Genomic DNA, 9,074 nt, shown 5'->3' with positions numbered 1-9,074 from the left:
TGCCGGGGTGTTGCAGGCGGACGGCTTGCATGTCCACGGCCAGGCCGGCTGCCGGTGCGCGGTCTTCTGTGGCGGCGGTGTGGGCCGGGGTATCGAGCAGCGGGGCAATGCGGCGGGCAGCGAGCAAGGTGCGGCCCGCTTCCATCGCGCCACGGCGGATGTGGACGAGGGGCTCCAGCGCCGCGAGCAGCAGCAAGGTGGCTAGCGCGGCTATAGGCGCGCCAATCTCGCCCTTCTGCGCCAGCCAGGCCGCGCAAAGCAGCGCAGCAGCGGTGGCGCAGTGGCCCAGCATCGCCATCGCAACGGCTACCTGCGATTCCAGCCGGTTGAGGCGGATATCGGCAGCCCACTGCTGGCGCTCTGCCGCAGCAATGCGGGCCATCTGGCGCTGCAGGCTGCCGGCCATCACCAGCTCGGTCTGCGCGCCCACCGCATCAATCACCTGGGCCCGCAGATGCTCGCCGGCAAAACTGCGGCGCAGCGCGGTCATAAAGCCCTGGCGCACACACCAGGCCACGCAGGCCAGGCCACCGGCCAGCACCATGGCGCCCACCAGCAGACCGCTTTGCCAGTTCAAAAAGACCGTCAGCGCCAACGCGGTGACGCAGGCGCTGACCAGCAGCGAGACGGCGGGGGTGAGCAGGCGCAGGTAGACGGCATCCAGCGCATCGATATCGGCGGTGAGGCGGTGCAGCAGGCGGGCAGGGCGCTGGCGCAGCGCCAATGCGGTATCGGCGGCAGCCAAGCGCGAGAACAGCTGCACCCGCAGGGCGGCCAGTACGCGCAAGGTGGCGTCATGCGTGACGACCCGCTCGCTGTAGCGCGCGCCGGTGCGCAGCATCGAGAAAAAGCGCACACCCGCGCCGGGCGCAAACACATCAAACACCACGGCCGTGGCGGTAGACAGCCCCGCCACATAGGCAGCGGTGAGGAACCAGCCCGACAGGCCCAGCAGCGCCATGCCGGCGCACACGGTGATTGCAGCGAGCACACTGCCCAGCAGCATGCGCCGGCGGTAGGGCGATTGCGCAAACAGCTGGACGATGGGGCGCAGCGCGTTCCAGGCCTTCATGCAATGGTCCTCATGGCGGCGGGCAGCCCCGCGGCAATGGGTGCTTGGCTGCCATCGAGCGACAGCACCCGGTCCATGCAGGCGGCCAGCAACGGATCATGGGTAGCGACCACCAAGGTCGCGCCGCGCGCTGCCAAGGCCAGCAGGCCCTGGCGTACAAACTGGGCGGTCTCGGCATCGAGGTGGGCCGTGGGCTCATCGGCCAGCACCAGGCGGCAGCCGGGCGTGGCGGCTGCGCGTGCCAGGGTCAGGCGCAAGGCCTCGCCACCCGACAGGCCCAGGCCCCCGTCGCCCACCACGGCATTGCCGCGCAAGGCCAGCACGGGGCCCAGGGCCGCGCTCTGTACCGCTCGCTGCAGTGCGGCCTCGTCGATATCGCGGCCCAGGCGAATGTTGTCCACCAGGCTGGCGGCCAGCACATGGGGCTTTTGCGCGACCCAGGCCATGCCGCTGCGCAGGCCGGCGGCGTGGGCTGCATCCATGGGCCGTCCATCGATGTGGATGCTGCCTGCGCTGGGGGCTGCCAGGCCCGCGATCAGTGCCATCACCGTGGATTTGCCGCTGCCGCTTTCGCCCCACAGCGCGATGCGCTCGCCACCGGCAATCTCGGCGCTGAAGGACTTGACCACCAGCGGGCTGTTGGCAGTGTATTGAAAGCTGAGATCGTTGATCGTCAGCGCGGCAGCTGCTGCCGTGTTGGCGCTGGCAACGCGGGCTTGGTCGCTATCGCTGCCACCCACCAGCTGCGGGCCAGGCTGCTGCAGCGCTTGCAGTGCCTGCTCGGCCGCCACACCGGCGGCCTTGTCATGCCACACGGCCGAGAGTTCGCGCAGCGGCTCAAAAAATGCCGGGGCCAGCAGCAGCACAAACATGGCTTGTGCCAGCCCTAAGGTGCCGCCCCAGCTGCCAAACGGGATCTGGCCCAGCAGATGAAAACCGACATACACAGCGACCAGGGCCACGCCCAGCGCGGAGAACAGCTCCAGCACCGCAGAGGACAGAAACGCAATCTTGAGCACGGCCATGGTGTTGGCGCGCAGTTGCTCGGCCGCACCGGCCAGCTGTTGCGCCACCTGTCCGACGGCACCCAGCCCGCGAATACTGGCCAGGCCCTGCAGGCGATCGAGCAAAAACTGGTTCAGGTTGCCGACATCCTGCAAATGTTTTTTGCTGGCCGCCTCGGCCCGCCAGCCCACCAGCGCCATAAAGATCGGAATCAAGGGCGCTGCCACCAGCAGCACCAGGCCCGCCACCCAGGATAGGCAGAACACACAGACCAGGATGACCAGCGGCACCACCATGACCTTGGTGCGTGCCGTGGTGTAGCGGGCCCAGTAGGGCGTGATGTGGTCGGCCTGCTCGTTGAGCACACTGGCCGCCAGCCCGGCCGATGGGCGATGTGGGTGCAGGGGCGAGTGCAGCGCCAATGCCTGCAGCGCCTGCAGCCGCAGCTGCTGCGTATGGGCGCGCGCTGCGGCAAAAGCCCGGCGCAGGCCATAGCCATCGACCAGGGCCCGCAGCAAACCCAGCGCCAGGAACAGGACGCAAGCCTTGGCCAATGTCGACCAGGCCGCTTGCTGGTGAATCGCCTCAATCCCCCAGGCAATCACTGCCGCCTGCGGCAACCACAGCAAGGCTGCCAGCACCTGCCACCACGCGCCCTTCGCAGAGGGGCGCGTTGCCACAGCAGGGCTGCTGGCGGAAGAGGTGGCGCAGGTGGATGGCATGGGGTAAGATTTTAGTTTTCAGAAATTCTTGAAATTATTGTATATCCAAGATGCTCATTAATTCAATTTATCGAATACCTGATACGAACTACCTTCGACGAAGGGGTGGCCCTTGTCTGTCAGCGCAAATGCGCAGATTGCTACTAAATTCAGAGCACTCAAGGCCCTAAAAAACTAGATTAAGCAGAAATTGCTGCAGTCCAAAGAGCCTTCAGTCCTGGCTGCCGCACGGTGTTTCGGGCCCGCTTTGCCAAGAGCTTGAGCCGATTGTGTTGCCTAGAGTGTGAACAGAGCTTGCTGTAAGTCAAGAACAGCGCGGGTTCTCCCTATGGGGTGGGCTGGGGGAGATGGAGCGTTGTTGGGGGGCGACTGGAATTGCTGCTGACTGGCAAAAACAGGGAGATGTATTCAGCTGCGGTCAGGCGAGGTCTGGCTGTTCGGGGATGGGTGTCGAGCATTCCAGATTGCGGTAGGCATTGCTCTTGGAAACCAAGCGGCAGATAGGCCCAAAGCTCTGAAAGCTGCTGGCTGTGGAAAGACAGAGGGTTTGTACAGCGGGACGGTTACGAGTTCAGTAGTTCAGTGACGTTCATCTGGCCGTTGTACTAAGCGCAATCTCTAGGCCTTCACACAACAAGACTGGATGGTGAGGGGCCCCTGCTACTTGGCGAATCACCTCTGCTACCCAAAATCTTCACATTCTTTGTTGGACAGGCTACTCTGATAGGAATATTTATCAGAATTGATTATCTCGAATTGTCGGAATTGAAGAATAAATTAGACTTTATGAGGTTGCTGGTTTTGTTTGAGATTCTGAGTTTGCGATCGTCGCAAGCGAAAGATTTCGTTCATGAAAATTTTTCTAGTGCTTTTAAATCTATTAAATTCATTGGAGATCGTGGTGTTCGTTCAAACTTAAATAGTTCTGCCTCGCAAATCTAAGGAGTGGTCTAGATAAGGAATTTATTAATGTTTAAATTAAATAATTTACTTAGAAATTCAGTATTTGTTTTATTGTTTATTTTCGGGATATCAAGTTCTACACATGCCTGCTCATTGACTGGGCTGCAGCATGAGGTGAAATTCGATGGTGATGAGCCCACTTTAGGTAAAGAAGAAGCAGTGGCTCTTGCTCAATGGTTTACACACCAAAGAGATGTCAGATCCTATGATGAAATTGACATTGTTTCAATGTATCCAGTGGCTAGTAAAAAATTAGCTGAGATCTCTAGAAAGAGAATGCAGAATATATCGAGGCTTATAGATTCTATGAATGTCAATAGAATATCCGTAGCGCTTACTATAAGCGAGAGTCAACAGGAGGAGTTGGGGCCTGTTGGATATGTGTATCACGAAGTTTTGGTGGTAATGTCGCCTTCATGTGCTAGAGCAGGGACCTGCTGTAATATCCGTGTTAACTGAGAAAATGAAGACAACAACTTACACCTGTGGCGATAAAATGGTGGTTTTTGGAAAAGTTGAAGATCTTTTATTTCAATTGATTGCGGAGCTTAAAACAATATTCTCCGAAGTTGAATTGAATGAAATTCAAAAATTTATTGATGTTGCCGAATATGGCTTAGCATTAGAAACGGTAATAGCGATTTATTTGGAGGAAAAGAAGTCTATTAGTTCTAAGGCTCTTAACTTGATTGAGTGTCTAGGGGCTGCAATGTCAATGGATGTCAAATCTTTGCTCAAGGGTTTGTGAAGCAATAAATTCTTTAGAGGCAGATGGGTTGCGAAAACCTGCGAAGGTGTGCTAAATTGCTTGGGTCGGAGTTTTAACTTAAGCGATCTGACTGCCTTGAACTATGTTGATCACATTCAAATAATTAAATGACTTCGCAAAATGAAATATGTTTGTAGTTTTATTTATACAAATTCTTCATCCAGTGCTATGTTATTGGTATTGGAGCCTTGGGCGGAAGAGGTGTCGCTTGCTTCTGGGGTTGCTGTGAAAGTCACTGGAGAAGGTGGTTTGGTTGGTTCCACTTTTGAACTTGAGCAGTTGGATGATCGATTGATTGTGTATGCATGGCCGGATTCGATAGCGTCAATCGAAATCTTAAAGTCGTTTGCAAATAATCTCGTTTGATGCGTTTATTTATATTGATTTACCCCGTCCCATCCCTGGTTAAGTTGCTGAATATGTTGAAGGTCTCTTGGGGATTTATTATTGGGAGATTTTAGATTAAGTTTGTAAGGGATTTATGACTTGTGATAAATGGAAGACGCTCATTTTGAGTGATATTAATTACCAAAATCTAGTTGCGGAAGTTAGCTATGATGGTCAATTTTTATTGCTTTTAGACCGTGAGCAATGGAATGACTGCCTCTGTGTAGCGTTTCCTCAGCAAGACGGGATGTTAGGTGCACGTGTACCCCTGTCTGAATTTATCGATCAGCTAAAAACCTCTGCTGATCATTTGTGTCGTTGACACATTGGCGTTGGAGTATTTTGGCTCTTATAAATTTGTACTGCGACTGAACTAGACAACTGAGGCAGGCAAAGACACTCCTGTGAGAAATTTTGGCCTGACCTTGAGGTGCTATGCTGCTAAAAATGGAGATTCATAATAGTACAACTACTTGAGTTTGACACTGAAGGCATATGTTCTATTTCAAGCCTGCTTCGCCAAGGAATAGTTGGCTATGCCAATGACATTCCTACTCCGCGCGGTATATCAACTGTATGGCTTTTCCTTGCCAATAACGCCCTGCTGAAAATATATACAAGGATGCACGATACGGTAGGTTGGAATGAGGTCGGCACGCTTGTTTTCCGACTTGTTGGAAAAGATGAGAATGTGCCCGAAATAGTGCCTTTGCCGCAAGCCTGGAGGGATATCGCGGGCATTGAAAAAATGCTGGTGGTAGACGCTGATTTCACAGCGGAAAGTGGCCTTCAGGTCAGCAATAACTTAGGTGAAGTGTTTACCATCGTTTGCTCTGCAAACATTTATCAAATTGAAGTTTTAGCACCTTTTTTTCATGGGGATTTTTTGCCTGAATATGAAATATTTCATTATAAATGCGTGCTTTTATAATAAAAATCTATCATTGGGGTCGGGCTGCTTTGTGAAGTGATAAATACATGAGTGGATAGGGTCTGGTCACCACACTTAAGAACAAGCCAAAACGCATTCGCAAAACGTTGCAGATCATAAGTATCTGTCTAATGGTGTGCAGAGCGCTAACAGATTTTTTTAGATATTGTGATTTAGAGATTAGGCTGGGAATAGAATGGCAGCATTCAATTTGCAAATGATCGATTTGCAATCCATCGGATCGATTGTGTTGACCCCGCACCCTAGCGTATGTTTGTTGGTCAGTGACGCTATATCTCCAGCCATGGATTTCAAAGGTTTGGTGCGAACCCTAATCCCCGCAGGATGTCAATACTTTATGATCTTGGGGCATGCAGCGGAGGACGTGCATGACGCTTTGGATGATGCAATTGATGATTGCGATTTAGGGTATTGTGGTACGCCTACTGCTGTTCACAACGATGAGTCTGCCGAAGAAATAGCATCGTTTTTGCTGAATGCAGCGATTCCTGGTGAAGCAAATGTGCGCTGCCTGGTTGGATATGACAATGAATATAATGCAGTGCGTGAAATTGTGCAGAAATTGCGTGTTGAATATTTAAAGTCAAAGTGATTATTTAGTTCAATGGCATGAAAAATCATGTGCGCCATGTTTTCATCTATTGATTTACACGCATCAAGCAGCTAGTAGAATCATCGATTCTTGAGTGGCTTGACTGTTTTTAAAATAGAGATGGACTAAATATTCGGATGGCATTCAACATCGAAATATCAAAAGGCACGCGGTGTCAAAATGAATTTGTCTGCGAAATACACATTGATGAGCATCGTGAGGTGGTCCCGCTCATCACCACCAGATGGTCTCCTGAGATATATAAAAAACAATGGGTGGCGGCGCTTAAATTTCTTGCTGCATCCCGTTCGAGCCGATGTGCTCTTATCACATGCATTCAGCCGGAATCTATCAGTTACGGAATTACGTATTGGGCCTTATTCAGAGACTGGCATTTTGTTTATTTTCAAGAAAGATTTATTCGTGAAAATTATGAGAAATTTTTGATCTCGCCCATGATGGTAGAGCGGTATATGCCCGATAGGATGCAGGGCACTGTCGAAGAATTCAGCAGGGTGTCAGAGTGGACCTTGCCAATTTCGGATATACAAGAATTTTTGTTGTACGTAGATGATGAATAGTGCAGGAATTGAATTCAAGCGGGACGGGAGAAGGGTCGGGCAATGGCGATGACGGTTCAATACCGATGAATTTGCCTGCTAATCTGCATTTTTTGAAACGCCTTCAGTCCCTAAGCCGTCTTCGCGTCCCTGCTGCTCCAGCTTCTGCAGCACCCAATGAATATGGCTACGCAGCGCATACAACTCATCCGCATACGACAGCGGCACGGTGATTTTCTCGACCTTGCGGCTCAGTTCCAGCAGCTCGGACTGGATGCTCGCCCGGTCGGGGTTGGGTTGCTCCATCTCGTGCTCGATGGCGCGCAGCTGGCCGTACCACTTGAAGACGCGTGAGCGCACGCGGAACTGGTAGAGGGGCGGTACGACACGGGATAGCGGCAGCATGAAGGCCAGCAGGACACCCAGCACCAGCCACATGCGCTCGACCAGGTTGGCGAGCCAGAAGGGCAGGTAGCGCTGCAGCAAGGGGGCGGGCTCGTTGATGGCGCGTACGCCCTCGGGGGCGACGGCCAGTTCGCTGCTGCGGGTGTTGGGAAAGTCGCGCGCCCGGTTGAACCAGCCGGCCTGGCTATGGATGCCTTGCGAGGCCTGGGCGAACAGCTGCTTGATGGCGGGGTGGGTGTCATCGCGGGCCAGCAGGGACGTGGTGGAGGCCAGCAGGTGCACGTTTTGCGGCGGCACATTGGCGGCGAGGTCGACAATGCCGCGCGGCAGGGTGACGGGGCTCAGGAACCTGAACTTGCGGCCATAGGCCTCGTTTTGCGGAAAATCCATCAGCTGCACGCCGGGTGTTTTCAGCAGCATTTGCACCATCGGCGATTCAGGCGCCGACACCAGCACCAGCGCATCGATCTTGCCGGCCAGAAACTCGACGGTTGCGGGCGTCTCGGCCAGGTGTGACACGCGCAGCTGGGCCAGATTCAGGCGGTTGGCCTCCAGCAATTGGTTGAACAGATTGGGCACGCCGCTACCGGCGGTGCCGACATTGACACGCCACCCCGCCAGTTGCGTCAGATTGCTGAGGTGGGCGCGCTTGGTCAGGCGCTGCGCAGCATCGCTGCGGTAGAACAGCCAGACGGGCTCGACAAACAGCGCGCCCAGCGAGGTGAGGCTGTCGAGGTCGTCCTCGGTCAGCTCGGCGGTGCCGCCTTGCACAAAGGCCAGATCGACCTTGCCCTCGCGCAGCAGCTGCAGGTTGTCGAAGGAGCCTTCGCTGCCGACGAGGTCGACGCGGATCTTGTTCCTGGCCAGGGGGCTGCGGTACTGCTCGCCAAAGCTGGCGTAGGCGCTTTGGGCCGGGCCGGTGGCCAGCTTGACCTGCGAGGGCGGGTTGGGCTTGAGCCACCAGTAGGCCCCCACGATCAAGGCCACGGCCAGGATGACCAGCGGGCCGCCGGAGACCAGCGCATCGCGGATATTGAGCACCAGGGTGATCAGGGTTTGGCGCAGCCCGTAGGCTTTTTGGCGCATCGACGTGGAGCGGTCACCCATGGTGTGTGGCGGGCTGCCTGCGCAGCGCAGTTGGAATGGCGCCTACTGTAAATCAGCGGCGCAGGGCAGGTGCAAGGCCTTGTGGTTTTCTCCGGCTTCGATTTGTAAACGATTGGCATGCAGCACCGCCTGCAAGGTGGCCTGGGCCACCGCTTCGGCGGCCATCGTGGCCAGCACCATCATGCCCAGGCTGCGCCCGGCGGCGCCAGTACCCAGGCAGAACAAGGTGTCGCCGTCGGACATGGTGTGCACCGGGTTGATGGCGCGCGCCAGCCCATCGTGGCCCACGGTGGCCAGGCGGCTGGCCTGCGCCTTGGTGATGATGGCATCGGTGGCGATCACACCAATGGTGGTGTTGGTGCCCGCCAGCAGGGGCTGGGGCGGCTCGCCGCGCAGCAGCGCGCGGCGCGTGTCGATGAGGCCCAGACCATCGCGGGTGCGCGCGCCGGCCACCACCTGGGCGGTGTCCGGGTGCAGCACATCGCCCAGTGCATTGCAGGCAATGATGGCGCCCACGGTGACGCCATCGACAGTGACGGA

The 9,074-nt window shown here is 55.4% G+C and carries 10 protein-coding genes and 1 pseudogene; 7 read left to right on the top strand and 4 right to left on the bottom strand.

Going from position 1 to position 9,074, the window contains the following annotated elements:
* Positions 1-1,072 (bottom strand): annotated as a pseudogene (locus H928_RS0107340) (ABC transporter ATP-binding protein); the annotation flags it as partial.
* The gene (cydD, locus tag H928_RS26650) at positions 1,069-2,799 is read right to left on the bottom strand and encodes a thiol reductant ABC exporter subunit CydD (RefSeq protein WP_021025913.1); all 1,731 of its coding nucleotides are present in this window, start codon (positions 2,797-2,799) and stop codon (positions 1,069-1,071) included. The gene cydD and the pseudogene H928_RS0107340, both read right to left, overlap by 4 nt.
* A gap of 969 nt (positions 2,800-3,768) precedes the next feature.
* Here cydD and H928_RS31455 point away from each other — a divergent pair.
* The 7 genes from H928_RS31455 to H928_RS31435 all read left to right on the top strand — a co-directional run bounded on the left by H928_RS31455 (position 3,769) and on the right by H928_RS31435 (position 7,043).
* Complete coding sequence (locus tag H928_RS31455) at positions 3,769-4,221, top strand: hypothetical protein (protein ID WP_148293087.1); 453 nt, start codon at positions 3,769-3,771, stop codon at positions 4,219-4,221.
* Positions 4,222-4,225: 4 nt separating this feature from the next.
* Complete coding sequence (locus H928_RS0107330) at positions 4,226-4,510, top strand: MafI family immunity protein (RefSeq protein WP_148293086.1); 285 nt, start codon at positions 4,226-4,228, stop codon at positions 4,508-4,510.
* A gap of 141 nt (positions 4,511-4,651) precedes the next feature.
* Positions 4,652-4,897 carry a hypothetical protein gene (locus tag H928_RS31450; protein WP_148293085.1) on the top strand — a complete coding sequence of 82 codons (246 nt, stop codon included), beginning with the start codon at positions 4,652-4,654 and terminating at the stop codon, positions 4,895-4,897.
* 145 nt (positions 4,898-5,042) lie between these two features.
* On the top strand, positions 5,043-5,240 hold the full coding sequence (locus H928_RS30690) for a hypothetical protein (protein WP_204366291.1): 198 nt from the start codon (positions 5,043-5,045) through the stop codon (positions 5,238-5,240).
* Positions 5,241-5,540: 300 nt separating this feature from the next.
* Positions 5,541-5,849: a hypothetical protein gene (locus tag H928_RS31445; protein ID WP_148293084.1), complete on the top strand. Its 309-nt coding sequence runs from the start codon at positions 5,541-5,543 to the stop codon at positions 5,847-5,849.
* A 196-nt stretch (positions 5,850-6,045) separates the two neighbouring features.
* A complete protein-coding gene (locus tag H928_RS31440; protein WP_204366290.1) occupies positions 6,046-6,462 on the top strand; it encodes a hypothetical protein in 417 nt (138 codons plus the stop codon).
* A gap of 137 nt (positions 6,463-6,599) precedes the next feature.
* On the top strand, positions 6,600-7,043 hold the full coding sequence (locus H928_RS31435) for a hypothetical protein (RefSeq protein ID WP_148293082.1): 444 nt from the start codon (positions 6,600-6,602) through the stop codon (positions 7,041-7,043).
* Positions 7,044-7,121: 78 nt separating this feature from the next.
* On the opposite strand, the gene H928_RS26645 is transcribed toward H928_RS31435, so the two are convergent.
* Both H928_RS26645 and H928_RS26640 read right to left on the bottom strand, forming a co-directional pair.
* Positions 7,122-8,534 carry a TAXI family TRAP transporter solute-binding subunit gene (locus H928_RS26645; RefSeq protein ID WP_021025911.1) on the bottom strand — a complete coding sequence of 471 codons (1,413 nt, stop codon included), beginning with the start codon at positions 8,532-8,534 and terminating at the stop codon, positions 7,122-7,124.
* 42 nt (positions 8,535-8,576) lie between these two features.
* On the bottom strand, positions 8,577-9,074 hold a 498-nt coding region (locus H928_RS26640), incomplete at its 5' end, for a P1 family peptidase (RefSeq protein WP_043339153.1).

This window comes from Comamonas sp. B-9 (genome assembly GCF_000410635.1).
Lineage (GTDB): Bacteria > Pseudomonadota > Gammaproteobacteria > Burkholderiales > Burkholderiaceae_C > Comamonas.
This window is presented reverse-complemented; position numbering and strand designations above follow the sequence as displayed.